Here is a 26,726-nt window from a genome sequence, read left to right on the forward strand (position 1 = left end):
TCTAGCAGCAATGCAAGGGTCGGCGCATCATTGCGCCGACTTGCTGCTCTCCTGGTCCTTCACTCCAGCGAAGTCCTCTTCCCGCAGAATCGGAAGATCTTTCGCACAATAGTCGCTACCAAGGGCTGTCAGAGCCTTGCACATCCCCTCCAGACGACCGTCGACCGCCTGCAGGTGGTCGAGCAGTTGACCGATGGCACGCGCCACCGGGTCGGGCATGTCCTGGCCGACACCGTAGGCATCGAACCCGAGCTTTTCTGCCATGGCCTGGCGCTTGGCCGCCTGATCCGCGTCATCCTTGACGATGATGCGACCCGGGATACCCACAACGGTGGCACCCGGCGGTACTTCTTTGGTGACCACCGCATTGGAGCCAACCTTGGCGCCAGCGCCGACGGTGAACGGACCGAGCACCTTGGCGCCCGCCCCTACCACCACGCCATCGGCCAGGGTCGGATGACGCTTGCCCTTGTTCCAGCTGGTGCCGCCCAGGGTCACGCCCTGGTAGATGGTCACGTCGTCGCCGATCTCGGCGGTTTCACCAATGACGATGCCCAGGCCGTGATCGATGAAAAAGCGGCGACCGATCTTCGCGCCCGGATGGATCTCGATCCCGGTCATCCAGCGACCGAAGTTCGACACCATGCGTGCCAGCCACTTCCAGCCGGACGTCCACAGACCATGGGCCAGGCGATGCAGCCAGACAGCGTGCAGGCCCGGGTAGCAGGTGAGCACCTCGAAGGCGTTGCGCGCCGCCGGGTCACGATGGAATACGCTCTGGATATCCTCGCGTACACGCTCAAACATCTTCATCACTCCGCTTGGAAAGCTCCCCGCGGGCAGCTTTCTGTGTCTCGGTGAGAATACCCCGCAGGATATTCATCTCCAGCTTGCTGACAGCGCTGCGGCCATACAGGCGGCGCAGGCGTGACATCAGGTGGCGCGGCTTCTGCGGATCGAGGAAACCGATATCGACGAGAGTCGATTCCAGGTGTGCGTAGAAGCGCTCCAGCTCATCCGACGTCACCGGAATACTGTTGAGCACCGCGGTCGACTCCACCTTCTCCTGTTTGGTCGGCTGCCCCTGAACGGCCAACCAGGCCATGCGCACCTCATAGACCAGCACCTGCACCGCCGTCGCCAGGTTCAGCGAGCTGAACTCGGGATTGGCCGGGATGTGCACGTGGAACTGACATCGCTGCAGCTCCTCGTTGGTCAGGCCGGCGTACTCGCGACCGAAGACCAGCGCGACCTCACCACCCTGCTGGACATGCTCCAGGCTGGTGGTGGCGCACTCGCGGGGATCGAGCAGCGGCCAGGGGATGCGGCGATCGCGCGCGCTGGTGCCGAGCACCAGGCTGCAACCGGCCAGGGCATCTTCCAGGGTCGGAACGACCACGGCCGCGTCGAGAATGTCATCGGCGCCGGATGCACGGGCGCGGGCCTCACCGCTGGGGAAATCCATCGGATCGACCAGGACCAGGCGCGTAAGGCCCATGTTCTTCATCGCACGGGCCGTACCGCCGATATTGCCGGGATGGCTGGTGTTGACCAGCACCACGCGAATTTTGTCGAGCAACGCGCGACTCCACACAAAAGCGAAAAAGGGAGGGAATCCTACCGCAGCAGTGGGTCTTGCGCCACGCAGCCGACAGGTCGCTCTATGAACGCCCCGGCTTTCTGCTAGAATGTTCGGCTTTCTTTAACGACCCAGGTGACCTCTCCATGCAGCCTATGCTGAATATCGCCCTGCGCGCCGCCCGCAGCGCCGGTGAACTGATCTTCCGCTCCATCGAACGCCTGGACACCCTCTCGGTCAACGAAAAAGAAGCCAAGGACTACGTCACCGAAGTCGATCGCGCTGCCGAACTCTCCATCGTCACCGCCCTGCGCAAGGCCTACCCGAACCACGGGATCATGGGTGAGGAAGGCGGTTACCTGGAAGGCAGCGGCGAAGGCGCCGACTACCTGTGGATCATCGATCCGCTGGACGGCACCACCAACTTCATCCACGGCGTTCCGCACTACGCCGTCAGCATCGCCTGTAAGTACCGCGGCCGCCTCGAGCACGCCGTGGTCCTCGATCCGGTCCGCCAGGAAGAGTTCACCGCCAGCCGTGGCCGTGGTGCCGCACTGAACGGTCGCCGCCTGCGCGTCAGCAACCGCAAGAGCCTGGAAGGCGCGCTTCTGGGCACCGGCTTCCCGTTCCGCGACAGCCAGATGGACAACCTGGACGCCTACCTGGGCATGTTCCGCAGCCTGGTCGGCCAGACCGCCGGCATCCGCCGCGCCGGCGCCGCCAGCCTCGACCTGGCCTATGTCGCCGCCGGTCGCTACGACGCCTTCTGGGAGTTCGGTCTGTCCGAGTGGGACATGGCTGCGGGCGCCCTGTTGATCCAAGAAGCGGGCGGCCTGGTGAGCGACTTCACCGGCGGTCACGAATTCCTCGAGAAAGGCCAGATCGTTGCCGGCAACACCAAGTGCTTCAAGGCGCTGCTGACCAGCATCCAGCCGCACCTGCCGCCGTCGCTCAAGCGCTGAGCCTGAGCCTCGACAGAAAAAGCCCGGCGATGCCGGGCTTTTTTTGTGCCTGCGGGAACGCTCTCCTTGCAGGGGCGAGCCTGCTCGCGAAGCTTTTCGCTCCAGAGCGACGATACTGGGCGGTTCGCGAGCAAGCTCCCTCCTACGAAAGCCCAAAAAGAAAAAGGCGCCCCATGGGCGCCTTTTTCGTTCACACCTGGCGACTGCTTATTGCTGACCCAGGACCAGACGGCCGCTCTTGTCGACCGGAATCTGCGAGCCCGGATCGCGATCCATACGAACCTGGCCAGCCTTGCCATCGAGCAGGTACTTCACGTCATAGCCGACCACCTTCTCGCTGGTGTCGTTGACAGTGCTGCAGCGGGTTTCGGTGGTGGTGTAGGTATCACGCTCCTGCATGCCTTCCTGCACCTTGTTACCGGCATAACCGCCGCCAATGGCGCCGGCCACGGTGGCGATCTTCTTGCCGTTGCCGCCGCCGATCTGGTTGCCCAGCAGGCCGCCGGCAATGGCGCCGATCGCGGTACCGGCGATCTGATGCTGGTCTTTGACCGGACGCTGGTGGGTCACCGCCACGTCCTTGCAGACCTGGCGCGGATTCTTGATGGTTTCCTTGACCGGCTGAACGGCGAGCACCTCGGCGTATTGCGGCGCACGGTCCACCAGACTGTAGGTAGCCACGGCGCCACCGGCAGTCACGCCAACAGCGCCCAGCACGGTACCGATTAGCAACGACTTGTTCATACGAATCTCCTGGTCTTTCTTCTCATTCGGGCTCTGCCCTTTACCCTGCCTTGGAAGGCGGATTTCGTAAGAAAGTTCCCAGAATGTTGAGCGATACGTCGCACAAACAAAAACTCCCGCCGAGGCGGGAGTTTTGTCGAAAGGCCGGAAACGCTCTATTACGGGCGTTCGTCGACTTCCTTGCTCGGCGGCGGGATCAGGTCCTCGGTGGACAGATTCAGCCAGATCAGCACCACGTTGGCGATGTAGATCGACGAGTAGGTACCCGCCATCACACCGACGAACAGCGCGATGGAGAAGCCGAACAGGTTGTCACCACCAAAGAACAGCAGCGCGGCGATGGCCAGCAGCGTCGACACCGACGTGGCGATGGTCCGCAGCAGGGTCTGGCTGGTCGAGATGTTGATGTTGTCGATCAGGCTCGCCTTGCGCAGTACGCGGAAGTTCTCGCGCACCCGGTCGAAGATCACGATGGTGTCGTTGAGCGAATAGCCCACCACCGCCAGCACCGCGGCCAGCACGGTCAGGTCGAAGGTGATCTGGAAGAACGACAGCACGCCCATCACGATGATGGCGTCGTGGATCAGCGAGAGGATGGCCCCCAGGGCGAACTTCCACTGGAAGCGGAAGCCGACGTACAGCAGGATGCCGCCCAGCGCCAGGAGCATGCCGAGGCCGCCCTGGTCGCGAAGCTCTTCACCCACCTGCGGGCCGACGTACTCGACGCCGTTCACCTTCGCCGGATTGTTCGCATCGGCCTTCTGCAGCGCCGCGGCGACCTTCTTGCCCAGTTCCGGGTCTTCGCTGGGCATGCGTACCAGCACGTCGCGGGTATCACCGAAGCTCTGCACCACGGCTTCGTTGTAGCCGGCGGCAACCAGTTGCTCACGCACCTTGGCGAGGTCGGCAGGCTGCTCGTAGGCCAGCTTGATCGACGTACCGCCGGTGAAGTCGAGGCCGAAGTTGATGCCCTTGACGAACCAGCTGCCGAGGGCGATCAGGGTCAGGATCAGGGTGGCGGCGAAAGCAATGTTTCGCACGCCCATGAAGTTGATAGTACCGATCTTGATATTCATCTCTGGCCCCTTAGATCCACAGCTTCTTGAAGTCGCGGCCGCCGTAGATCAGGTTGACCATTGCGCGGGTGACCATGATGGCGGTGAACATCGAGGTAAGAATGCCGAGGGACATGGTTACGGCGAAGCCCTTCACCGGGCCGGTGCCCATGGCGTAGAGAATGCCGCCGACCAGCAGCGAGGTCAGGTTGGCGTCGATGATCGCGGTGAACGCACGGTTGAAGCCTTCGTGGATCGCACGCTGAACGGACATGCCTGATGCCAGCTCCTCTCGTATCCGCGAGAAGATCAGCACGTTGGCGTCCACCGCCATACCCATGGTCAGCACGATACCCGCGATACCCGGCAGGGTCAGGGTCGCACCGAGGATCGACATCAACGCCACCAGCATGACCATGTTGAAGGCCAGGGCGACGGTGGCGATCACGCCAAAGAAGCGATAGATGACGATGATGAACAGGGAAACGAAGACCATGCCCCACAGGGACGCGTCGATGCCCTTGGCAATGTTGTCCGCACCCAGGCTCGGGCCGATGGTGCGCTCTTCGGCGAAGTACATCGGTGCGGCCAGACCACCGGCGCGCAGCAGCAGGGCCAGCTCCGAGGACTCGCCCGGAGCGTCCAGGCCGGTGATACGGAACTGGTTGCCCAGCGGCGACTGGATGGTCGCCAGGCTGATGATCTGCTTCTCTTCCTTGAACGACGGAACGGCGACTTCCTGCTCGACACCGTCGACGACCTGCTTGGTGTAGCGGGTGACCGGCTTCTGCTCGATGAACACCACGGCCATGCTGCGGCCGACGTTGTTGCGGGTAGCGCGGTTCATCAGTTCACCGCCGTGACCATCCAGACGGATGTTCACCTGCGGGCGGCCGTTCTCGTCGAAGCTGGCGCTGGCATCGGTGACCTGGTCACCGGTGATGATCACACCACGCTCCAGGGCTGCCGGCGGACGGCGCGGCTCACGGAATTCGAGGGTTTCGGTGGAGGACTTGATCGCGTCCGGCTCGGCGGCCAGGCGGAATTCCAGGTTGGCGGTCTTGCCGAGGATACGCTTGGCTTCGGCAGTGTCCTGCACGCCCGGCAGCTCGACCACGATACGGTTGGCGCCCTGGCGCTGTACCAGCGGCTCGGAAACGCCCAGCTCGTTCACGCGGTTGCGAACGGTGGTGAGGTTCTGCTTGATCGAGTATTCGCGGATTTCAGCCAGCTTGGTGGCGGTCATACCCAGGCGCAGCACCTGCATGCCGTTGCGCTCGGTCTGGGTGACTTCGAAATCGCGGTAATCCTTGGCGATGATCGACTTGGCCTTGCCCAGGTCGGCCTCTTCGGTGAAGCCCAGCTGGATGCCGCCGTCCTGAACCGGCAGGCTGCGGTAGCGCACGCGCTCTTTGCGCAGCGCACTCTTGATCTCGCTTTCGTAGACCTTCATGCGCGCATCGACGGCCTTGTCCATGTCCACTTCCAGCAGGAAGTGCACACCACCGGACAGGTCGAGACCCAGTTTCATCGGGTGGGCGGCAATGCTGCGCAGCCAGTTCGGGGTGGTCTGCGCCAGGTTCAGGGCGACTACGTAGTCGTCACCCAGTGCGCGGCGGACGATGTCCTTGGCCGGCAACTGGTCTTCCTGCTTGACCAGGCGGATCAGGCCGCTGTTCTTGCCGAGGGAGCCCGCCTTGACGGTGATGCCCGCATCGGTCAGCGCCTTGCTGGCCTTGTCCAGATCGGCCTGGGAAATCTGCAGCGCGGTGCTCGCGCCACTGATCTGTACCGCCGGATCGTCAGGATAAAGGTTGGGTGCGGAGTAGATGAAACCGACGGCCAGGACCGCCAGGATCAGCAGATACTTCCACAGGGGATACTTGTTGAGCATGACACCGCCCGTTATGACGCGGGGCGCATCTTGCGCCCCGTCGATTGGTTTTCTGGTAGTTGGATCAGATTGCCTTCAGGGTGCCTTTCGGCAGCGTGGCGGCGATAGCGGCCTTCTGGAACTTCAGCTCGACGTTGTCGGAAACCTCGACCACGACGAAATCGTCAGCGACCTTGGTCACCTTGCCGGCGATACCGGCGGAAGTGACGACTTCATCGCCCTTCTGCAGGCCGGACAGCAGATTCTTGTGCTCCTTGGAGCGCTTGGCCTGGGGACGCCAGATCATCAGATAGAAGATGACCAGGAAACCGACCAGGAAAATCCACTCGAAACCGGTGCCGGCAGGACCAGCAGCAGCGGCGGGAGCTGCGGCGTCAGCGTAGGCAGCGGGAATTAGAAAGCTCATTGGAAACTCCTGTCACAAAGCTTTTCGAAGATTCTGGGAAAGGTCAGTCCGCCAGCGGCGGCACGGGAAGGCCGCGCTTGGCGTAGAAGGCGTCGACAAAGTTCGCCAATGTACCCTGTTGGATTGCCTCGCGCAAACCAGCCATAAGCCGCTGATAATGCCGCAAGTTGTGGATGGTATTGAGCATGCTGCCGAGCATTTCGCCGCACTTGTCCAGGTGGTAGAGGTAGGCGCGGGAGAAGTGTTTGCAGGTGTAGCAATCGCAGGTTGGGTCCAGTGGCGATTCGTCATGCTTGTGAACCGCGTTGCGAATCTTGATCACCCCGGTGTCAATGAAAAGGTGACCGTTGCGCGCATTGCGGGTCGGCATGACGCAGTCGAACATGTCGACGCCCCGGCGCACACCTTCCACGAGGTCCTCGGGTTTGCCCACACCCATCAGGTAACGAGGTTTGTCCGCGGGCATGTGCTTGGGCAGGAAGTCCAGTACACGGATCATCTCTTCCTTGGGCTCGCCTACCGACAGACCGCCAATGGCCAGGCCATCGAAGCCGATCTCCTGCAGACCTTCGAGCGAGCGCATGCGCAGCTCTTCGTGCATCCCGCCCTGGACGATGCCGAACAGCGCCGACGGGCTGTCGCCATGGGCGACCTTGGAGCGCTTGGCCCAGCGCAGCGACAGCTCCATGGAGCGCTTGGCCACGTCGAACTCGGCCGGGTACGGGGTGCACTCGTCGAAGATCATCACGATGTCCGAGCCCAGCGCGCGCTGGACGGCCATCGACTCTTCCGGCCCCATGAAGACCTTGGCGCCATCCACCGGCGAGGCGAAGTACACGCCCTCTTCCTTGATCTTGCGCAGCGCGCCCAGGCTGAACACCTGGAAGCCGCCGGAATCGGTGAGGATCGGGCCCTTCCACTGCATGAAGTCATGCAGGTCGCCGTGCTTCTGGATCACCTCGGTCCCCGGGCGCAGCCACAGGTGGAAGGTGTTGCCCAGGATGATCTGCGCGCCGATGCCCTCGATGTCGTGCGGGAGCATGCCCTTCACGGTGCCGTACGTGCCCACCGGCATGAACGCCGGGGTTTCCACCACGCCACGGGGGAAGGTCAGGCGGCCGCGACGGGCCTTGCCTTCGGTGGCCAGCAGTTCGAATTTCATGAAACTCATGGATCAGTCCTCGGGGCCGCGCGGCGCGGGATTACGGGTGATGAACATGGCATCGCCGTAACTGAAGAAGCGATAACCCTGCTCCACCGCTGCCGCATAGGCGGCCATCGTCTCCGGGTAGCCGGCAAAGGCGGAGACCAGCATCAGCAGGGTGGATTCGGGCAGGTGGAAATTGGTCACCAGGGCGTCGACCACATGGAACGGCCGGCCCGGGAAGATGAAAATGTCGGTATCGCCACTGAACGGCTTGAGTACGCCATCGCGGGCCGCGCTCTCCAGCGAGCGCACGCTGGTGGTGCCGACCGCGACAACCCGGCCGCCACGCGCCTTGCAGGCCGCCACGGCATCGACCACATCCTGGCTGACTTCCAGCCATTCGTTGTGCATGTGGTGATCTTCGATGCGCTCGACCCGCACCGGCTGGAAGGTACCGGCACCGACGTGCAGCGTGACGAAGGCGGTTTCCACGCCCTTCTCACGGATCGACTCCAGCAGCGCCTCGTCGAAGTGCAGCCCGGCGGTAGGCGCGGCCACGGCGCCGGCGCGCTCGGCGTAGACGGTCTGGTAGCGCTCGCGGTCCGAGTCCTCATCCGGACGATCGATGTAGGGCGGCAGCGGCATATGCCCGACGCGCTCCAGCAGCGGCAGCACGTCCTCACTGAAGCCCAGCTCGAACAGCGCGTCGTGGCGCTGCAGCATCTCGGCCTCGCCACCGCCATCGATGAGAATCTTCGAACCCGGCTTAGGCGATTTGCTGGAGCGCACGTGGGCCAGCACGCGGTGGCTGTCCAGCACGCGCTCCACGAGAATCTCGAGTTTTCCGCCGGAGGCCTTCTGGCCAAACAGGCGGGCAGGAATTACCCGGGTGTTGTTGAACACCATCAGGTCACCCGGCTTGAGGAAGCCGAGAATGTCAGCGAATTGCCGATGGCTGAGCTCGCCGCTCGGACCGTCCAGCACCAGCAGGCGGCTGCCGCGGCGTTCAGGGAGCGGATGGCGGGCGATCAGCGCCTCGGGCAGGTCGAAATGAAAGTCAGCGACGCGCATGGGGGAGCTATCTCGAAGGGGCGCATATCTTAATGGAAATGCCAAATTCTGACCATTCGAGCCGATTGACCGGCGCAGAGCGCCTCCCTATACTGCGCGCCCATTGCCTCGGTGGCGGAATGGTAGACGCGGCGGATTCAAAATCCGTTTCTGGCGACAGAGTGAGAGTTCGAGTCTCTCCCGGGGCACCAAATCAATCTCGTAAGACATTGCTCTTACGGGATTTTTTTGTTTTTGGCGGCACAACTATGGTGCTATCGGCGGAGCCTTAGGCTTCACCATTGAGCCGCGCCTTGCCACTGCACAAGCACTCTGCAAACACTGGTCTACGCTCCTCCAATGGCCGTATCGTACGGCCCTCGATCCTCACGGACTGGAGGTTGAAATGGCAGCGTACGCCAGCGATATGGACATCAAGAACGAGCTCACGCCTCACTGGTCAGTGATCTGCTCGACGATGAAACCCATCTGGTACAAATTCCGCGGCAAGACGCAGGATGAGCAGATTACCAACGAGTCAGCCGCCGCCTGGCGGGTCTACTCGAACACCAAAGCCAGTACCCTTGACGAGCTCTTGCTGGGTGATCTGAAGCTACGCTCCCACGTCGAAATCATGAATAACTTCGGCACCACGTCAGGCAGCGTGACGACTCTGGAGAGAGGCACGCTGCACGGCGATGGCAATCAGGTCATCGGCCCCGAGCAGATTACCGCGACCATCCGCAAGAACATGATCGCGTCCGGGATCATTACCGAAACCCAGACCGACAAGCCGCCTGCATACATCGCCAACGTCACCCGCCATTTCCGCAATGGCAGCGTTCTGAACGACGGTTTTTGGTGGCCACTGATCAATGACGCCTGGCTGATCGGCGGAGTCCACTCCTTCAAGCGCTTTCACCTGGCCCTGGCGAGCATCGACGAAGGCCTGTTGTGGGATTCCTCGCCCAAACCCAAGGGGCCGCGCCTGCGGATGCTTGGCCGGGAGCTGATTGGCCTGCACGAAGCGGGGTACCGCCTAATCGGCCTGCCAGCGTGGGCGATCAAAAAGGAACATGTCGATGAAGAGGGCCAGAAAACGGAGACCCGTACCCCGGTTGCCAGCAGCTCGGTAAGGGCGACCATAGGCTACGTCTTCGCCCCCACCGAGAAGACAAAGGCGCTGGCCCTATCCTTCACCAGCTACCGGGCGGCCATCGATAACTTCAAGAGTCTGGATGACATTCGCTCTGCGATTCTCGACGAGAGCAAGGCGCTCGCATTCGACGCCTACGACTTCAGCAAGATCTGAACCCACGCAGGACTGCCGCGCTGGCTACCGCCAGACACTTGAACGACCTCGCCATCAGCGGTTTGTTTCATTCCTGGCTTTCAGCGCTTCGATGAAATCGGGCAGCGACATCGGCTTGCCGAACAGGTAGCCCTGCAGCACGTCCACCTCGCGTTGCGCGAGATAGCGCCATTGCTCCTCGGTTTCCACGCCCTCCGCCACAATCCGCAGATTCAGCTTGCCGCATAGCTCGACGATGCTGTCCAGGATGTGCGAGGACAATGCGTCCACGCCGATCATCGCGACGAAACTTCGATCGATCTTCAACGCATCCACCTTGAATCGGTGCAAATAGGCAAGGCTGGAGTTACCCGTACCGAAGTCGTCGATGGACAGGAATATGCCGTGCGCATGGAGTTGGTCGAACAACTCGTCCGTCGCCTCGCTGGACGCGATCAGTTCGCGCTCGGTCAACTCCAGGGTCAGGCCCGGACGACAGGGCAGGAAGCGAGCCTGGAAATCACGGCAATCGTCGAGCAGGCCCGGCTCGGCGAAGTGCCGAGCGCTGATGTTGAAGCCAAGGTGGAAGCCCTCCCCCAGCAATGGCCCGTGAGGCGCCAGGCCGTCTGCGACCTGGTGCATGAGATCGCGGGTCATGGGCACGATCAGGCCAGAGCGTTCGGCCATGGGGATGAACAGATCAGGCCCGACCATGCCTTCGCGCGGGTGCATCCAGCGCATCAGCACCTCGGCACCTATCCAGCGGCCATCTCGCGCATCCACCAGCGGCTGCAGGTAAGGGACGAATTCCCCGGCGAGCAGCGCACGCTCCAGCTCCAGGCTCGGCGTAGCCGAGCGCCCCCAGAGCCAGAAGCAAACGAGGCCGGAGATGCCACCCAGCATGAACATCAGCACCACCAGAGGCAGGGAATCCTCGCGGATGTGCCGCCACTGCGCCCCCGCGGGGAATCCGCCAATCACCGAGTAGGGGAATCTCTTCGAGCGCTGCACGATATGCCCCAGTGGCAGGGGCGCCGGCTGGCCATCGTGCACGGCGCCTTCCTCGTCCATCCATTGCCGGCCGACCTGCAGTTGCAGGTCACTTCGCTGGTCCACCAACTGCAGCGTATTGCTCAGGTAGCGGCCGTCCACGGTCGCCAACGCCGCATGGCTGCCTTCGGGGCGCCGCAGCACCAGCAGCGCGAAGTCGGGCGTCACGGCGTTGCCAGCCATCATGCGCAGTTGGCCATCGACATAGAGCCCCGGGTCTAGGTGCTCGTCGAATTCTCCGAACAGCGATGTGCAATAAATGACGTTGTCTCGCGTCAGGTTGACCGAACGCACGAACGGCACCACGGCGACCTGCTCACGCAACACCAGCGTGGCGTCGTCGCAAGGTTCCTCGGCATGCAGCAGCGCCACGCGGGCGGCGCTGGTGGCATTGCCGAGCATCACGTCGAACAGGCGCACCGCCTCGTTGGACGCGGTACGCGCCTCCACGGAGAGACTGCGCAACGTCTGCCAGTAGATGATGGCGCTGCCCAGCACCAGGGGCAGCAGTGCCATGGACACGGAGAACACCAGCCGGGGCAGCAGTCTGCGCCGGGTGTAGCTGCGTAGAGGCATCCTTGATCCTTGCTCGGCGGGCATCGCGACCTGCGACGCATTGCCACTCCCCCTTGGGCAGCAGCGCCCTTTCAGCTTAGAACAGCGTCCGCCGGGGAACGCCTCCCCGGTGCGGAATCCGTATAATCCGACCCGAATCCTCCTGATCGCCACAGAAGACGCCATGCCCAAGCCGCCGCAGCTCCAGCCCGCGGGAGATTTCCCGCCCGCCACGCTCATTCGTCGTTTCGCCGCGATGTTCTATGACTTCCTGCTCTGCGTGGCGCTGCTGATGGTGGTGACGCTGATCTACCAGCAAGGCTTCCTGCGCCTGATCTACGGCAGCGAGAAGCTCAAGCTGCTGGCCGACCAGGGCGCGCTCACCGGCGACCCGCTGCTGTCGAGCCTACTGTTCATCAGCCTTTTTGCCTTCTTCGCCAAGTTCTGGACCCACAGCGGCCAGACGCTGGGAATGCAGGTCTGGGGCGTTCGCGTGCAGAACGCCAACGGCACGCGCATCAGCCTGATGCAGGCGTTGCTGCGCTTCGTCATCGCCATCGGCTCATGGGCCTGCCTGGGGCTGGGCTTCCTCTGGATGCTCTGGGACAAGGACAAGCGCACCTGGCAGGACCGCTATTCCGAAAGCGTCGTGGTGCAGATTCCCAAGGCGGTGCGCAAGGCCGCACAAGGCCGGGGCTGAAATCCCAGGCAGAAAAAAGCCGGCGATTGCCGGCTTTTCTTTTGCGCGCGCGGATTATCCCGCCCTTCGCAACAGCAGTGCACCGAGGAAGGCGCAGATCGCCGCGGGCACCAGCACCGCCAGCAACGGCGGGAAGTTGAAGACCTGGCTGGAAGGGCCGAGCAGGTCCTGGGCGATGCGGAAGGTGAAGCCCACCAGCACGCCGGTGAACACCCGCTGTCCCAAGGTCACGCTGCGCAGCGGGCCGAAGATGAAGGAGATCGCCATCAGCACCAGCGCGGCAGTCACCATCGGCTGGAGAATCTTGGTCCAGAACGCCAGCCAGTAGCGATTGGAGTTCAGGCCCTGGTCCTGGAGATAGTGGATGTAACTCCACAGGCCGGTGATCGACAGCGCTTCCGGCTCCATCACCACGGTGTTGAGCAACTGCGGGCTGAGCTGGATGTTCCAGGCTTCGTTAGCCTTTTTCAGCACTTCGCTGCGTTTTTCCTCGGCATGAAGGATCGTGGTGGTCACGTCCTGCAGCGTCCACTGATTGTCCTGGAACACTGCCTGGCGAGCGAAGCTGGCAGTCTGCAGGCGGCGGGTCTCGTCGAAGTCGTAACGGGTCACGCCCAGCAACACGCCATCCGGACGCACCACGTTGATGTGGATGAATTCGCGCCCCTGGCGGTGCCACAGGCCGGACTTGGAGCTTTGCGCACCGTTGCCGCTCTGGGCCAGGGCGCGACCGCTCTGGGCCGCGGTCTCGGTGTAGGGCACCACGTACTCGCCGATCAGGATGCCGACGAACATCAGCACCAGCATCGGCTTCATGACCGCCCAGACGATGCGCTGCAGGGAAACCCCGGCGGCACGCATGATGGTCAGCTCGCTGTTGCTGGCCAGGGTGCCGAGGCCAACCAGGCAGCCGATCAGCGCGGCCATCGGCAGCATGTCGTAGCCGCGGCTCGGCGCGGTGAGCAGCACGAACTTGAGCGCTTCGGTGAGCGTGTAGGTGTCGCTGATCTGGCCCAGTTGGTCGACGAAGGCGAACAGCTCGGCCAGTCCGAGGATGACGCCGAGCACGGCCAGGATGGCAACGAAAACGGTGATGCCGATGTAACGATCCAGCTTACGCATGCTTCGGCTCCCGGCCCGAATTCGCCCGCTTCGCGGCCAGCTTCAGCCGCAGCGGTTCCCAGTACAACAACAGCAGGCCGATGGCCAGGAAGATTCCATGAATCCACCACAGGCCCAGTGCCATGGGGATCTTGCCCTTGTCGAGCATGCCGCGCCCGGCGATCAGCAGCGCCAGGTAGGCCATGTACAGCAGCACCGCCGGCAGCAGCTTGAGGAAGCGGCCCTGGCGCGGGTTGACGCGCGCCAGCGGCACGGCCAGGAACGTCACCACGAACACCAGCAGCGGGATCGAGAAGCGCCATTGCAGCTCGGACTGCAGTTTCGGATCGTCGCTGCCCAGCAGCTCGGAGGTGGGAATGGCGTCCCGGTCGTCGATTTCGCTGCTTACTTCCGGCTTGGGCAGCAGCACGCCGTAGGTGTCGTACTTGATTTCCCGGTAGTCCGCCTGGCCCGGCGTGCCGTCATAGCGGTAGCCGTTCTTGAGGATCAGGTAGCGGCTGCCGTCGGGATGGATTTCCTGCACGCCAGTGGTGCCGACCAGCACCGACGTATCGCCGTCCTTGCCGTTGTGCGGGCGGTTCTTGTCGGAAATGAACACACCGCCGAGCTCGGTTCGCTCGTTGGCCAATGTCTCGGTGTAGGTTACCCGCGTGCCGTCGCGCATCGACTGGAAGCGCCCGGGCGCCAGGGTGTCGAATTCGGTCATCGCGTCCTGCTTGTTCAGCAGCAGCTGCATCTGGGTGATGCCCTGGGGCGCGAGCCAGAAGCTCAGCCAGGCCACCAGCAGCGCGATGAAGAAGGCCGGCGCCAGGGTATAGGCCAGCAGACGCTGCTGGCTCATGCCGGTGGCGGTGAGCACGGTCATCTCGCTGTCGAGATACAGGCGGCCATAGGCCAGCAGGATGCCGAGGAACAGGCCCAGCGGCAGGATCAGCTGGAGGAAGCCCGGCAGGCGCACCCCCATGATCATGAACAGCGAACCCGGATCGAGCAGGCCCTGGGCCGCCTGTGCCAGGTATTTGATGAAGCGGCCGCTCATGATGATCACCAGCAGCACGGCGCTCACCGCGCTCATGGTGATCAGCACTTCACGGGACAGGTAACGGAAGACAATCAAACCGGACACTCCAGGGTTGTCACGCTCAGGCGGCTACGCTCAAACTAGCCGCCGTGAAGCATTGCCGGCCCGCGTAGACGCGACCCAGCGCAAATAGCCGGCATTATCCTGCGATTCGCCGGGCCTGTCACTGCGCAGTCCACCTTCATTCGCAGACCATTCTGCTCTTTGTCCCGGGGACACTCAGCCATGGAATTCCTTGTAAAAAGCGTACGTCCGGAAACCCTGAAGACCGCCACCCTGGTCATCGCCGTGGGCGAAGGCCGCAAGCTCGGCGCCACTGCCAAGGCGGTGGACGAGGCGACCGGCGGTGCCGTCAGCGCCCTGCTCAAGCGTGGCGACCTGGCAGGCAAGGTGGGTCAGACTCTACTCCTGCAAGATTTACCCAACCTTAAGGCCGAGCGCGTGCTGCTGGTCGGCGCCGGCAAAGAGCGCGAACTCTCCGACCGCGCCTACCGCAAACTGGTTTCCGCCGTTCTCGGCAATTTGAAGAACCTGGGCGGCGCCGACGCCGTCCTGGCCCTCGGCGATCTGGCGGTAAAAGGCCGCAACGCCCACGGCAAGGCCCGCCTGCAGGTAGAAACCCTGGCCGACGGCACCTACGTCTTCGACCGCTTCAAGAGCCAGAAGGCCGAAGCACCGAAGCTGAAAAAGATCACCCTGCTGGCCGACAAGGCTGACGCCGCCGCCGTCGAACAAGGCGCCAAGGAAGCCCAGGCCATCGCCAATGGCATGGCCCTGACCCGCGACCTGGGCAACCTGCCGCCGAACCTCTGCCACCCGACCTTCCTGGGCGAACAGGCCAAGGCGCTGGGCAAGGAATACAAGGGGCTGAAAGTCGAAGTCCTCGACGAGAAGAAACTGCGCGAACTGGGCATGGGCTCCTTCCTCGCCGTCGCCCAGGGCAGCGACCAGCCGCCGCGCCTGATCGTGCTGCAGTACAACGGCGCGAAGAAGAAGGACGAAGCCCCGCACGTCCTGGTCGGCAAGGGCATCACCTTCGACACCGGCGGCATCAGCCTGAAGCCTGGCCTGGGCATGGACGAGATGAAGTTCGACATGTGCGGCGCCGCCAGCGTGTTCGGCACCTTCCGCGCCGTGCTGGAGCTGCAGCTGCCGATCAACCTGGTGGGCGTGATGGCCTGCGCCGAGAACATGCCCAGCGGCGGCGCCACCCGTCCTGGCGACATCGTCACCACCATGAGCGGCCAGACCGTCGAAATCCTAAACACCGACGCCGAAGGCCGCCTGGTGCTGTGCGACGCACTGACCTACGTCGAGCGCTTCAAGCCGCAGTCCGTGGTGGACATTGCCACCCTCACCGGCGCCTGCATCGTCGCCCTGGGCTCCAACACCTCGGGCCTGATGGGCAACAACGACGCGTTGATCAAGCAACTGCTCAAGGCCGGCGAAGTCGCCGACGACCGCGCCTGGCAACTGCCGCTGTTCGACGAGTACCAGGAGCAGTTGGACAGCCCCTTCGCCGACATCGCCAACATCGGCGGGCCGAAGGCCGGCACCATTACCGCCGGCTGCTTCCTGTCGCGCTTCGCCAAGAAGTTCCACTGGGCGCACCTGGACATCGCCGGCACCGCCTGGATCAGTGGTGGCAAGGACAAGGGCGCCACGGGCCGCCCGGTTCCGCTGCTGACCCAGTATCTGCTGGACCGCGCCAAGTAATGGCACAGTGCAATCTGCCGATGGGATCGAACGCATGACGCGTGTGGATTTCTACGTCATTCCCAGCGCCGATCCCGACGCACGCCTGACCATCGCCTGCCGCCTGGCCGAAAAGGCCTGGCGGCAAGGCATGCGCATCTTCGTGCTGTGCAGCGACGAGGCCCAGCGCGAGGCGCTGGATGCCCGGCTGTGGAACTTCCGCGGTGAAACCTTCATCCCACACAACGCGGTGGAAGAAGACGCCGACTCGCCGATCGTGCTCGCCCTGGGCGAGCCGCCGGAGAGTCACAAGGACCTGCTGATCAACCTGACCCTCGCCATTCCCACCTTCGTCGACCGCTTCAACCGCGTCGCCGAGCTGGTAATCGAGGAGCCGGCGATTCGTCAGGCCGCGCGGGAGAATTTCCGCCGATACCGCGAGCAAGGCTATCCTTTGCAGGACCATCGCCTGCCGCGCCCTTGAGAACGCTTCAACTAAGACCATGGACAGCCGTAAGCCCCCGCACGACCCCGACCACCTGCTGGAAGACCTGAAGAAGATCCAGGACCTGCTGGACGAGTCCGGCGTCGAGCCGCCTCTGCTCACCGAATCCTTCGAGCCGGACAACATTCCGCTGCTGTCCGACGTCGTCACGCCTGCGCCCCAGGCCCCGGCGCCGCCTGCCATCCAACCGGTCGAGCCGAACCCCTTGCCCCAGGCTAGCGAGCTGAATCGCCTGGACCTGGAGCTGCGCGCCGCCGCTCAACTGATCCTGCAGGATGTCATCGACGACTTCGCGCCGCAGATCGAAGCCGAACTGCAGCGCCGCCTGGAAGCGCGGATGCAGCGCCTGCTGGCCCAGCGCAAGCCCTAACCCAACGTAGGGCGTATAACGCTCCGCGTTATACGCCGATTGGCCTTGATCCCAGGGCAGGCTGCGCTCGACCTTGGCGACGGGCCAGTTGAAACGTGCCGGCGTACAACCGCGAACGGTTGTATGCCCTACGGCCGCCTCGCTCCTACAACTCCCCTTTGGGCACACGGCCATCCGCGCCGGTGGCCTGAGCGCCCCGCCTCCCGTTATACTCAGCGGTTTTCCGTCTAGCCTTATCAGGGTCCCGCCGCACTCATGGACAAGACCTACCAGCCCCACGCCATTGAATCCCACTGGTATCCCCTGTGGGAGAAAGAGAACTACTTCGCCCCGCAAGGTTCCGGCGAGCCGTACACCATCATGATCCCGCCGCCGAACGTCACCGGCAGCCTGCACATGGGTCACGGCTTCAACAACGCCATCATGGACGCGCTGATCCGCTACCGCCGCATGCAGGGCCGCAACACCCTGTGGCAGCCGGGCACCGACCACGCCGGCATCGCCACCCAGATGGTGGTGGAACGCCAGCTGGCCGCCCAAGGCATCGCCCGTCATGACCTGGGCCGCGAGAAGTTCCTGGAGAAGGTCTGGGAATGGAAGGACCAGTCCGGCGGCACCATCACCCGCCAGATTCGTCGCCTGGGCTCTTCCGTGGACTGGTCGCGCGAGCGCTTCACCATGGACGACGGCCTCTCCGAAGCGGTCAAGGAAGCCTTCGTGCGCCTGCACGACGACGGCCTGATCTACCGCGGCAAGCGCCTGGTCAACTGGGACACCAAGTTCCACACCGCCATTTCCGATCTGGAAGTGGAGAACCACGACGAGAAGGGCCACCTCTGGCACCTGCGCTACCCGCTGGCCGATGGCAACAAGACCGCCGACGGCAAGGACCACCTGATCGTCGCCACCACCCGTCCGGAAACCATGCTGGGTGACAGCGCGGTCGCCGTGCACCCGGAAGACGAGCGTTACGCCGCCCTGATCGGCACCTTCATCGACCTGCCGCTGGTGGGCCGCCGCATCCCGATCATCGCCGACGACTACGTCGACCGCGAGTTCGGCACCGGCTGCGTGAAGATCACCCCGGCCCACGACTTCAACGACTATGAAGTCGGCAAGCGCCACAACCTGCCGCTGATCAACATCTTCGACAAGAACGCCGCCGTGCTCGGTACCGCCCAGGTGTTCCAGCTCGACGGCAGCGTCAACACCGAGTTCGACGCCAGCCTGCCCGCCGCCTATGCCGGCCTCGACCGCTTCGTCGCACGCAAGCAGATCGTCGCCGACTTCGAAGCCGCCGGCCTGCTCGAGAAGATCGACGACCACGCGCTGAAAGTGCCCAAGGGCGACCGCTCCGGCACAGTCATCGAACCGTGGCTGACCGACCAGTGGTACGTCTCCACCAAGCCGCTGGCCGAACCCGCCATCGCCGCCGTGGAAGACGGCCGCATCCAGTTCGTGCCCAAGCAGTACGAAAATATGTACTTCAGCTGGATGCGCGATATCCAGGACTGGTGCATCAGCCGTCAGCTGTGGTGGGGCCACCGCATCCCCGCCTGGTACGACGACGCCGGCAACGTCTACGTCGGCCGCAACGAAGCCGAAGTGCGCGCCAAGCACAACCTGGGCGACGCCAACCTGCGCCAGGACGAAGACGTCCTCGACACCTGGTTCAGCTCGGGCCTGTGGACCTTCTCCACCCTCGGCTGGCCGGAACAGACCGAATACCTGAAGACCTTCCACCCCACCGACGTCCTGGTGACCGGCTTCGACATCATCTTCTTCTGGGTCGCGCGCATGATCATGTTGACCATGCACCTGATCAAGAATGGCGATGGCACCGCGCAGATTCCGTTCAAGACCGTCTACGTCCACGGCCTGGTGCGCGATGGCCAGGGCCAGAAGATGTCCAAGTCCAAGGGCAACGTGCTCGACCCGCTGGACATCGTCGACGGCATCACCCTCGACGAACTGCTGGAGAAACGCACCAGCGGCATGATGCAGCCCAAGCTTGCCGAGAAGATCGCCAAGCAGACCAAGGCCGAGTTCCCCGAAGGTATCGCCAGCTACGGCACCGACGCCCTGCGCTTCACCTTCTGCTCGCTGGCGTCCACCGGTCGCGACATCAAGTTCGACATGGGCCGCGTCGAGGGTTACCGCAACTTCTGCAACAAGCTGTGGAACGCTGCCAACTTCGTCATCGAGAACACCGATGGCAAGGACACCGGCGTGAATGGCGAGCCGGTCGAGCTGTCCTCCGTGGACCGCTGGATCATCTCCGCCCTGCAGCGCACCGAGATCGAAGTCGCCCGTCAGCTCGATGCCTTCCGCTTCGACCTGGCCACCCAGGCCCTCTACGAGTTCATCTGGGACGAGTACTGCGCCTGGTACCTGGAACTGGTCAAGCCGGTGCTGTGGGACGAGAACGCCCCCATCGAACGTCAGCGCGGCACCCGTCGCACCCTGGCGCGCGTGCTGGAAACCGCACTGCGCCTGGCGCACCCGTTCATGCCATTCATCACCGAGGAAATCTGGCAGCGCATCAAGACCGCCGCTGGCAAATCCGGTGAGACTCTGATGCTGCAACCCTGGCCGATCGCCGACGAGGCGAAGATCGATGCCGCCGCCGAAGGCGACATCGAGTGGGTCAAGGCGCTGATGCTGGGCATCCGCCAGATCCGTGGCGAGATGAACATCTCCATGGCCAAGCGCATCGACCTGGTGCTGAACAACGCATCGCCCGAAGACCACCGTCGCCTGGCCGACAACGAGCCGCTGCTGATGAAGCTGGCCAAGCTCGAGACCATCCGCGTGCTGGACGAAGGCGAAGAACCACCGATGTCCGCCACCGCGCTGGTCGGCGACCTGCAGGTGCTAGTGCCGATGGCCGGCCTGATCGACAAGGCCGCCGAGATGGCGCGCCTGGACAAGGAAATCCAGCGCCTGGAAGGCGAAGTCAAACGCGTGGGCGGCAAGCTGTCCAACGAAGGCTTCGTCGCCAAGGCTCCGCCGGAAGTGATCGAGAAGGAACGCGCCAAGCTGGCTGAAGCCGAGCAGGCGGTGACCAACCTGATCCAGCAGCGCGAGAAGATCGCCAGCCTGTAAGTGCCACCGAAAGGCCCGCCCCGCGCGGGCCTTTTGCTTTTCCGCGGTGCTCACTTCAGCCAACTGCAACGCATGGATGGATCGCCCGATGAATCGCGAGACGACCGTCAGGTTGCTGGAGAACAGCAAGGCGGCACTGACACACCGCTTCGGTGTCGTTCGCCGATCAAATTCCCCTCTCCCTGACCCTCTCCCGCAAGCGGGAGAGGGGACCGTTCGGTGCAGAATGTAACCAAAGTGTCAGCCGGCACTGACTGCCCCCTCTCCCTTCAGGGAGAGGGCTGGGGAGAGGGCCAATACATGCACGGATTTGCCGGGGAAGACTGCTCCCAGCAATCCCTTCTCTCTTAATACACCGTCCCCACCGGATACACGTAGGCATTCACGTCATAGAACGGCGTGCGCTGGTAGAACCACTGCAGGCGCGCCTGCGCGTCCTTGGCGAAGGCCTTGTCGTCCTTGAGCTTCTTCTCGAACTCGGCCTTGAGCTTCGGGTCCTCGGCGAGCATCTTGCGCGCCATCGGTTCCATCACGTACTCCTCCGGCTCCTCGGCAACCACCAGCGTCGAGTTGAAGAAGCCCCACGACCAGAACGAGTCCGGGCTTTCCGCCGTCAGCAGGTTGATCGCCAGCACGCCCAGCGGCTGGTCGGTGTCGATCACCACAGAGCCCGCCGGGTAGGTCTGCAGGCGCTGGAACGGCTTGCCCACGCCACTGACCAGCAGGTGCCCCTCGTAGCCGGGAATCTCGTTGGTGGCGGCGCGATCCGGCTCGAAGCCGCCGGCCAGCTTGATGTCGTCCATGCGGTTCAGGGTCACCTCGATGGGCGTGGCCTTGTCCAGGGTCTTCATCTGGATGCCGTGGGATTTCAGGCGCGCGATCACCTCGCTCCACTGCACCGGCACCACGAACTGCTTCGGCCGCTTCACCACCAGGTCCGGCACCGAGTTATCGCTGATCGGCACATTGAGTTGCTTGGGCTTGTTGCTCCAGACGATGGTCTTCTTCCCGGTGATCGGCGACTCCTCGTAGCGGTAGTCGCCCACGATGAACGGCGTGTGCTGCTCCTTGCCGGGCTTCCAGGTGAGGATCACCTCCTTCTGCGCGGCCAGCCGCTCACGATCCTTGGCGATGGCCTGCTTGAGCGAATCGGCGTTATCACCGATCACCTGGAACATCGCCTTGAGCATCACATAGTTGCCCAGCACCTGGGTTTCGTAGGGATGCAGCGCGTGCTGCTCGATGAGGATCGACGGCACGTTGCGGATATCGCCGTACTGGTTGGAGAAGCGCGCCAGGTCCGTGCGATAGGGGTAGTAACCCTTGGTCGGGTCCTGGTTGTCGTTGAAGCTGATGCACTCGTGGACCACATGGCCGTCGCCTTCCAGCTCCTTGTAAACAGGCGGCCGCATGACCTTGTCCATCCATTCACTGGAGGCCGGCGACCAGCCGTTGCCGTTGTGGCAATAGGAGCTGTCGTAGGGGTACATGGCGCCGTCGGTGGAATGGGTGTCGGCGAAGAAGCTCAAGTCGTACTGGTTGAACACCGAGGCGACGTTGCGGATTTCCGCGCTGTCGAGCTTGGTGAAGTCGCGGTTGAGGTTGTAGTTCAGGCCGTTGACCCGCCAGCCGGTGACTTCCGGACCGTTCTGGTTGATCCGCCCGTAGGGGCTGCGGCGCAGGTCGCCGTCGATGTTCACGGTGGGGATGAACAGGATGTTGACCTTGTGCAGCAGCCCGGCCAGCGGCTTGTCGCCGGTGGTCATGTCGCGCAGCAGCATGAACATCGCGTCCTTGCCATTGGCCTCTCCGGGGTGGATTTCCGCCTCGACAAAAATGGTCGGCTTGCTGGACTTGTTCAGCCCCGCCGCCGACTTGTCCGCCTCGCGGCTGGCGGTGACCAGCAGCATCGGCTCGCCGGTGGCGCTGTTCTCCGGCAGGTCGCTGAGAGTGATGACGCCGCCCGAAGCATCCGCCAGCTTCTGCAGCCAGGCACGGGTCTGGTGGTAATCGGAGGTTTCCTTGAAGCCGCTGGATTCGGCCAGGGTGATCAGCGGGTTGTCGGCCTTGGCGATGTATTTCGTGCTGGTCAGCTTCTGCTCGAACATCGCCGGCAGGATGCGGGTCTTGGCCGCAGCGCCGTAGCCGCTGTCATCGATATACCCCGGCGCCGAAGGCAGGGCGGCGTACAGGGGCAGGCTGGCGGTGGCGAACAGGCCGGCGAGCAATGCTCGGGACGAGAGGTGGTACATGGGAGGTTCTCCTTTTGCAGCAAAACGTCCTGCGGACGCAGGCGCGCCCGTGCATCAACCATAGTCAACGCCGGGGAAAAGCCAGCGCGGTTCGTCGTCGCGCCCGCTCTACGGCGGCGTATTCATTCCTCGAAGGAATGACCTTGCGAAGAATGCTCGCTTGGATCCCCGTGGCAGTTGTTCGAAGATCAGCGCACCCCTGCCCCCTCCAGGAACCCGATTCCCATGTCCGACCTTCCGGCCCGCAACGGCGGCCAGATTCTCGTCGATGCCCTGCTGCGCCACGCAGCGGATACCGTCTACTGCATCCCCGGCGAAAGCTACCTGCCGGTGCTCGATGCCCTGCACGACGCCCTTGATATCCAGACCATCGTCACCCGCCACGAAGGCGCCGCCTCGAACATGGCCGACGCCTACGGCAAGCTGACCGGGCGCCCGGGCATCTGCTTCGTCACCCGCGGGCCGGGCGCGACCCACGCGGCCAACGGCGTGCACACCGCGATGCAGGACTCGACACCGATGATCCTGTTCATCGGCCAGGTGGAAAGCGCCTTCAAGGGCCGCGAAGCCTTCCAGGAAGTGGACTACCGGCAGATGTTCGGCGGCCTGGCCAAGTGGGCCACGGAGATCGACGACATCCGTCGCATTCCCGAAGTCATCGCCCGCGCCTTCCGCGTCGCCCAATCCGGGCGGCCGGGACCGGTGGTGATCGGTCTGCCGGAGGAAGTGCTGTTCGGCTCGGCGCAGGTCGCTGACGTCGCGCCGACGCCGATCACCCGCGCCGCACCGACGACCGACGCGCTGGCCGAACTGCGCGAACGCCTGGCCAAGGCGCGGCGCCCGCTGCTGATCGTCGGCGGCACTGGCTGGACCCGTGATGCCTGCGAGCAGGTCCGCCACTTCGCCCGCGCCAACCGCCTGCCACTGGTAGCTTCGTTCCGTCGCCAGGACCTGATCGACAACCGCGACGAACAGTACGCCGGCCAGCTCGGCTTCGGCGCCTCGCCCAAGCTCACCGCACGGGTGCAGGAAGCCGATCTCCTGCTGGTGCTCGGCTCACGGCTGAGCGAAACGCCCACCGCCGGCTACACCCTCATCCAGAGCCCACGTCCATTGCAGGCGATGATCCACGTACACGCCGACGCCAGCGAGCTGGGCCGCGTCTACCAGGCCGACCAGACGATCGAGGCCGGCATGCCGGAGATCGCCGCCGCCCTGGCCAGTCTCGAACCCATCACTGAAGCACCCTGGGCCGACTGGACCGCCGCCGCCCGCGCCGACTACCTGGCCTACGCCACCCCACCGCAACCTACCGAACCACCGCAAGGCGTAGACCTGGCGCAGGTCGTCCAGTACCTCAACGAAACGCTCCCGGACGACGCGGTGATCAGCAACGGCGCCGGCAACTACGCCGTCTGGGTGCACCGTTTCTACCGCTACCGCAGCCCCCGCAGCCAGTTGGCCCCCACCAACGGCGCCATGGGTTACGGCTTCCCCGCCGCCATCGCCGCCAAGCTGCGCGACCCGCAACGCAGCGTGGTGTGCTTCGCCGGCGACGGCTGCTTCATGATGTACCCGCAGGAGCTGGCCACCGCCGTGCAGTACGGCGCGGCACTGACCGTCATCGTGGTCAACAACGGCATGCTCGGCACCATCCGCATGCACCAGGAGCGCGAATACCCCGGCCGCATCAGTGCCACGCAGCTGCGCAACCCGGACTTCGTCGCCCTCGCCCGGGCCTTCGGCGCCCACGGCGAGCTGGTCGAACGCACCGAGGACTTCGCCGCCGCCTTCGAACGCGCCCAGGCCAGCGGCAAGCCGGCGTTGATCGAACTGCGCACCGATCCGAAGCAGATCACCCCGGTCGCGCGCCTCCCGTAACCACGGGATCGTCCCGCGCGCAGGGCGTCACGCTTCGCTAAGCTGCATCGGATCAACGCATCGTGCCCATCGCAGCGGGCACAATGGCGCGCCGAAAAAACGCTAGGGAAGCGCATGAGTCTGCAACTGATCTGGGTCCTCGCCCTGCTCGCCACTGCGGTCGGGCTGTTCATCATCAACCGGCCACGCATGGACGTGGTCGCCCTGCTGGTGATGGTCGCCCTGCCGCTGTCCGGCATCCTCAGCGTGCAGGAATCGCTGGCCGGCTTCGCCGATCCCAACGTCATCCTGATCGCCGCGCTGTTCGTCATCGGCGAAGGCCTGGTGCGCACCGGCGTGGCCTACCGCATCGGCGAATGGCTGACCCGCCGAGCCGGCGCCAGCGAGACGCGCCTGCTGGTGTTGCTGATGCTCGCCGTGGCCGGCCTCGGTTCGGTGATGAGCTCCACCGGCGTGGTCGCCATCTTTATCCCCGTGGTGCTGAGCATCGCCGCGCGTCTGCATGTCTCTCCGCGCCGGCTGATGATGCCGCTGAGCTTCGCCGGGCTGATCAGCGGCATGCTCACCCTGGTCGCCACCGCACCCAACGTGGTGGTGCACAGCGAGCTGGTGCGTGAAGGCTCGAAGGGTTTCAGCTTCTTCAGCTTTACCCCGTTCGGCCTGGTCGTGCTGGTGCTCGGCGTCGGCTACATGCTGGTGGCGCGGCGCTGGCTGGGCGATGACCCGGGTGACGCCGGGCAGAGCGTCAAGCGGCGCACCTTGAGCGACCTGATCCGCGACTACCAGTTGGCCGGCCGCGAACGTCGCCTGCGCATCCGCGCCGACTCACAACTGGTCGGCATGAGCCTGGGCGATGTGGAGCTGCGGGCCCGCGCCGGGACCAACGTGGTCGCCATCGAGCGCATGGTGCATTTTCGCCTGAAGATTCTCAGCCCGACCGCCAACATTCTCCTGCAGGCCGGCGACGTGCTGCTGGTGGATATCTACGGTGATCGCAGCGACCTGCTGGGTATGTACCACGAGTTCGGCCTGGAGCCGCTGAGCCTGCAGGGCGACTATTTCACCGAACGCGCCCACGAGGTGGGCATGGCCGAAGTCACCCTGCCGCCGGAGTCCGGATTGCTGGGCAGGAGCGTGCGCGACCTGGAGTTCCGCAGCCAGTTCGGTCTCAACGTGGTCGGCCTGCGGCGCAACCGCGAGGCGCTGGTGGAGGGCCTGCTGGAGGCCAAGCTGAAGGTCGGCGATACCCTGCTGGTGATCGGCGGCTGGAAGGAAATCCGCCAGTTGCAGGCACGCGCCCGCGACTTCCTCGTCCTCAGCCTGCCTGCCGAGGTGGACGAGGCCGCTCCCGCCGCCAGCCAGGCGCCCCACGCGCTGTTCAGCCTGGCGGTGATGGTGATCCTGATGGTCAGCGGGCTGGTGCCCAACGTCATGGCCGCGCTGATCGCCTGCCTGCTGATGGGCGCTTTCCGCTGCATCGACATGGACAGCGCCTATCGCTCCATCCACTGGCAGAGCCTACTGCTGATCGTTGGCATGCTGCCCTTCGCTCTCGCCCTGCAGAAGACCGGCGGGATCACCCTGGCGGTCAACGGGCTGGTCGGCGCCCTCGGCGGCGCGGGCCCTTATGCCATCCTCGCCAGCCTGTTCGTGCTCACCGCGGTGATCGGCCTGTTCATCTCCAACACCGCCACCGCCGTGCTCATGGCGCCGGTGGCCATCGCCACGGCCAAGGCACTTGGCGCCTCTCCCGAAGCCTTCGCGATGATCGTCGCGCTGGCCGCCTCGGCGGCCTTCATGACGCCGATTTCCTCGCCGGTGAATACCCTGGTGCTCGGCCCCGGACGCTATCGCTTCGGAGATTTCGTCAAGGTTGGCGTACCGTTTACGATTCTGGTGATGATCGTCAGCGTTCTGCTGGTACCCTGGCTGCTGCCGCTGTAGTCGTCCAACAAGGCCCCAAGGAAGCGTCTCGATGGAAGTGAGCAAGACGAAAAGCAGTTTCTACCGTCGCCTGTACGTCGCCTGGCTGATCGACAGCGGCACCGCCACCAGCGTCCCGGCGCTGATGGAAGCCACCGGCATGCCCCGGCGCACCGCCCAGGACACCCTGGCTGCCCTTGCCGACCTGGACATCGATTGCGCCTTCGAGCAGCACGACGGCGAACGCAACAACGCCGGTCACTACCGCATCCGTGATTGGGGTGCCATCGATCCTCGCTGGATCGCCGCGCACCTCTCGCGGATCAAGGATATCCTGCGATACCCCTGAGCCCGCTGCC

The 26,726-nt window shown here is 64.1% G+C and carries 22 protein-coding genes and 1 tRNA gene; 11 read left to right on the forward strand and 12 right to left on the reverse strand.

Going from position 1 to position 26,726, the window contains the following annotated elements; genetic code table 11:
- Positions 1-27: 27 nt before the first annotated feature.
- Positions 28-807: a serine O-acetyltransferase gene (gene cysE, locus JVX91_RS27105; protein ID WP_205337117.1), complete on the reverse strand. Its 780-nt coding sequence runs from the start codon at positions 805-807 to the stop codon at positions 28-30.
- Entirely contained in the window at positions 800-1,579 is a 780-nt protein-coding gene (gene trmJ / locus JVX91_RS27110) for a tRNA (cytosine(32)/uridine(32)-2'-O)-methyltransferase TrmJ (RefSeq protein ID WP_205337118.1), read from the reverse strand. Before trmJ ends, cysE begins: the two co-directional genes overlap by 8 nt.
- 146 nt (positions 1,580-1,725) lie before the next feature.
- Between trmJ and suhB the strand changes: the two genes are divergently transcribed.
- Entirely contained in the window at positions 1,726-2,541 is an 816-nt protein-coding gene (gene suhB / locus JVX91_RS27115) for an inositol-phosphate phosphatase (RefSeq protein ID WP_205337119.1), read from the forward strand.
- 207 nt (positions 2,542-2,748) lie between these two features.
- Here the strand turns inward: suhB and JVX91_RS27120 are convergent, their stop codons facing one another.
- From JVX91_RS27120 to queA, 6 genes are all read right to left on the reverse strand, one after another.
- Complete coding sequence (locus tag JVX91_RS27120) at positions 2,749-3,285, reverse strand: glycine zipper 2TM domain-containing protein (protein ID WP_037010115.1); 537 nt, start codon at positions 3,283-3,285, stop codon at positions 2,749-2,751.
- Between the two features lie 158 nt (positions 3,286-3,443).
- A complete protein-coding gene (secF, locus tag JVX91_RS27125; RefSeq protein ID WP_205337120.1) occupies positions 3,444-4,361 on the reverse strand; it encodes a protein translocase subunit SecF in 918 nt (305 codons plus the stop codon).
- A 10-nt stretch (positions 4,362-4,371) separates the two neighbouring features.
- Positions 4,372-6,234 carry a protein translocase subunit SecD gene (secD, locus tag JVX91_RS27130; RefSeq protein ID WP_205337121.1) on the reverse strand — a complete coding sequence of 621 codons (1,863 nt, stop codon included), beginning with the start codon at positions 6,232-6,234 and terminating at the stop codon, positions 4,372-4,374.
- Between the two features lie 64 nt (positions 6,235-6,298).
- On the reverse strand, positions 6,299-6,640 hold the full coding sequence (gene yajC / locus JVX91_RS27135; protein WP_024762947.1) for a preprotein translocase subunit YajC: 342 nt from the start codon (positions 6,638-6,640) through the stop codon (positions 6,299-6,301).
- A 43-nt stretch (positions 6,641-6,683) separates the two neighbouring features.
- Complete coding sequence (tgt, locus tag JVX91_RS27140) at positions 6,684-7,802, reverse strand: tRNA guanosine(34) transglycosylase Tgt (protein WP_205340114.1); 1,119 nt, start codon at positions 7,800-7,802, stop codon at positions 6,684-6,686.
- Positions 7,803-7,814: 12 nt separating this feature from the next.
- The gene (queA, locus tag JVX91_RS27145) at positions 7,815-8,858 is read right to left on the reverse strand and encodes a tRNA preQ1(34) S-adenosylmethionine ribosyltransferase-isomerase QueA (protein WP_205337122.1); all 1,044 of its coding nucleotides are present in this window, start codon (positions 8,856-8,858) and stop codon (positions 7,815-7,817) included.
- 105 nt (positions 8,859-8,963) lie between these two features.
- Here queA and JVX91_RS27150 point away from each other — a divergent pair.
- Both JVX91_RS27150 and JVX91_RS27155 read left to right on the forward strand, forming a co-directional pair.
- Positions 8,964-9,049 (forward strand) — tRNA-Leu (locus JVX91_RS27150).
- Between the two features lie 194 nt (positions 9,050-9,243).
- Complete coding sequence (locus JVX91_RS27155) at positions 9,244-10,149, forward strand: hypothetical protein (RefSeq protein ID WP_205337123.1); 906 nt, start codon at positions 9,244-9,246, stop codon at positions 10,147-10,149.
- A gap of 54 nt (positions 10,150-10,203) precedes the next feature.
- Here the strand turns inward: JVX91_RS27155 and JVX91_RS27160 are convergent, their stop codons facing one another.
- Positions 10,204-11,754, reverse strand: a complete 1,551-nt coding sequence (locus JVX91_RS27160; RefSeq protein ID WP_205337124.1) for an EAL domain-containing protein — start codon at positions 11,752-11,754, stop codon at positions 10,204-10,206.
- A gap of 163 nt (positions 11,755-11,917) precedes the next feature.
- On the opposite strand from JVX91_RS27160, the gene JVX91_RS27165 reads away from it, so the two are divergent.
- A complete protein-coding gene (locus tag JVX91_RS27165; protein WP_205337125.1) occupies positions 11,918-12,433 on the forward strand; it encodes an RDD family protein in 516 nt (171 codons plus the stop codon).
- Between the two features lie 54 nt (positions 12,434-12,487).
- Here the strand turns inward: JVX91_RS27165 and lptG are convergent, their stop codons facing one another.
- Entirely contained in the window at positions 12,488-13,555 is a 1,068-nt protein-coding gene (gene lptG / locus JVX91_RS27170; protein WP_205337126.1) for an LPS export ABC transporter permease LptG, read from the reverse strand.
- Entirely contained in the window at positions 13,548-14,672 is a 1,125-nt protein-coding gene (gene lptF, locus JVX91_RS27175) for an LPS export ABC transporter permease LptF (RefSeq protein WP_205337127.1), read from the reverse strand. Before lptF ends, lptG begins: the two co-directional genes overlap by 8 nt.
- A gap of 189 nt (positions 14,673-14,861) precedes the next feature.
- On the opposite strand from lptF, the gene JVX91_RS27180 reads away from it, so the two are divergent.
- From JVX91_RS27180 to JVX91_RS27195, 4 genes are all read left to right on the forward strand, one after another.
- A complete protein-coding gene (locus tag JVX91_RS27180; RefSeq protein WP_205337128.1) occupies positions 14,862-16,352 on the forward strand; it encodes a leucyl aminopeptidase in 1,491 nt (496 codons plus the stop codon).
- A gap of 34 nt (positions 16,353-16,386) precedes the next feature.
- Positions 16,387-16,815, forward strand: coding sequence for a DNA polymerase III subunit chi (locus JVX91_RS27185; protein WP_205337129.1), 429 nt, complete (start codon positions 16,387-16,389; stop codon positions 16,813-16,815).
- Positions 16,816-16,834: 19 nt separating this feature from the next.
- Positions 16,835-17,206, forward strand: a complete 372-nt coding sequence (locus JVX91_RS27190) for a DNA polymerase III subunit chi (protein WP_205337130.1) — start codon at positions 16,835-16,837, stop codon at positions 17,204-17,206.
- A 255-nt stretch (positions 17,207-17,461) separates the two neighbouring features.
- Positions 17,462-20,311, forward strand: coding sequence for a valine--tRNA ligase (locus JVX91_RS27195; protein ID WP_205337131.1), 2,850 nt, complete (start codon positions 17,462-17,464; stop codon positions 20,309-20,311).
- A 347-nt stretch (positions 20,312-20,658) separates the two neighbouring features.
- Here JVX91_RS27195 and JVX91_RS27200 read toward each other — a convergent pair whose 3' ends face one another.
- A complete protein-coding gene (locus JVX91_RS27200) occupies positions 20,659-22,563 on the reverse strand; it encodes a M14 family metallopeptidase (RefSeq protein WP_205337132.1) in 1,905 nt (634 codons plus the stop codon).
- 225 nt (positions 22,564-22,788) lie between these two features.
- Here JVX91_RS27200 and JVX91_RS27205 point away from each other — a divergent pair, with 225 nt between their 5' ends.
- From JVX91_RS27205 to JVX91_RS27215, 3 genes are all read left to right on the forward strand, one after another.
- Positions 22,789-24,444, forward strand: coding sequence for a thiamine pyrophosphate-binding protein (locus JVX91_RS27205; RefSeq protein WP_205337133.1), 1,656 nt, complete (start codon positions 22,789-22,791; stop codon positions 24,442-24,444).
- Positions 24,445-24,558: 114 nt separating this feature from the next.
- Entirely contained in the window at positions 24,559-26,388 is a 1,830-nt protein-coding gene (locus JVX91_RS27210; protein WP_205337134.1) for an SLC13 family permease, read from the forward strand.
- A gap of 31 nt (positions 26,389-26,419) precedes the next feature.
- Positions 26,420-26,716, forward strand: coding sequence for a winged helix-turn-helix domain-containing protein (locus tag JVX91_RS27215; RefSeq protein ID WP_205337135.1), 297 nt, complete (start codon positions 26,420-26,422; stop codon positions 26,714-26,716).
- The last annotated feature ends 10 nt before the right edge of the window (positions 26,717-26,726 follow it).

Origin of the sequence: Pseudomonas sp. PDNC002 (assembly GCF_016919445.1) — a bacterium.
GTDB lineage: Bacteria > Pseudomonadota > Gammaproteobacteria > Pseudomonadales > Pseudomonadaceae > Pseudomonas.